Consider the following 822-nt stretch of genomic DNA (forward strand, 5'->3'; position numbering starts at 1 on the left):
CCCGACACCAGGGTGTTGGCCATCACAACGGCCAAACGCCCGCCACCTGGTGCGTGGCCAGGTGAGCTGCCTACATCAGCATCGTGTTGCGAATGAGGCCGACGGCCAGGCCTTCCAGTTCGAAAGGCTCGCCGGGCTCGACCACAATGGTTTTAAAGTCCGGGTTTTCGGGCAGAAGTTCGATCAGGTGCTTGTTGCGACGAAAGCGCTTGACGGTCACTTCATCACCCAGCCGGGCCACGACAATTTGACCATTCTTGGCTTCCTTGGATTGCTTGACGGCCAGCAGGTCGCCATCCATGATGCCTGCGTCCCGCATGCTCATGCCGCGGACCTTGAGCAGGTAGTCGGGCTGGCGCTGAAACAGGCTGCTTTCAAAATAATAGGTTTGCTCGACATGTTCCTGCGCGAGAATCGGGCTGCCAGCAGCAACCCGCCCCACCAGAGGTAGGGCGAGTTGGGCCAGGCTTTGCAACGGCAGGGAAAACTGTTTGATTCTGGATTCGTTCAGGCTGCGAAGGGCGTCATTGCGCAAACGTATGCCGCGTGAGGTCCCGCTGACCAGCTCGATGACGCCTTTGCGGGCCAGCGCCTGCAAGTGCTCCTCGGCGGCATTGGCAGAGCGAAAGCCAAGCTCAGCGGCGATTTCAGCACGGGTGGGCGGGGCGCCCGTGCGCGCGATGGCGCTCTGGATCAATTCCAGAATTTGCTGCTGGCGCGCAGTGAGCTTGGGAGCCTCAGAGGGAAAATGCGAAAAGTTATCGAGTGTGCTCATCACTGTTGCTCCTTGAATCACTGCTTCAGCCCGCTTGCGTATTGCCT

General features: G+C 59.6%; 1 protein-coding gene. It reads right to left on the minus strand.

All coding sequences use genetic code 11. From position 1 onward, the window contains the following. Positions 1 to 70: 70 nt before the first annotated feature. Positions 71 to 775: a transcriptional repressor LexA gene (gene lexA / locus AC1DWI_RS24990; RefSeq protein ID WP_477669422.1), complete on the minus strand. Its 705-nt coding sequence runs from the start codon at positions 773 to 775 to the stop codon at positions 71 to 73. Positions 776 to 822: the final 47 nt, after the last annotated feature.

This window comes from Polaromonas sp. P3_C2 (assembly GCF_056402675.1).

Excerpts from the sequence above, each read along its gene's own strand:
- lexA (WP_477669422.1), bottom strand. The coding sequence starts at position 775 with ATGAGCACACTCGATAACTTTTCGCATTTTCCCTCTGAGGCTCCCAAG.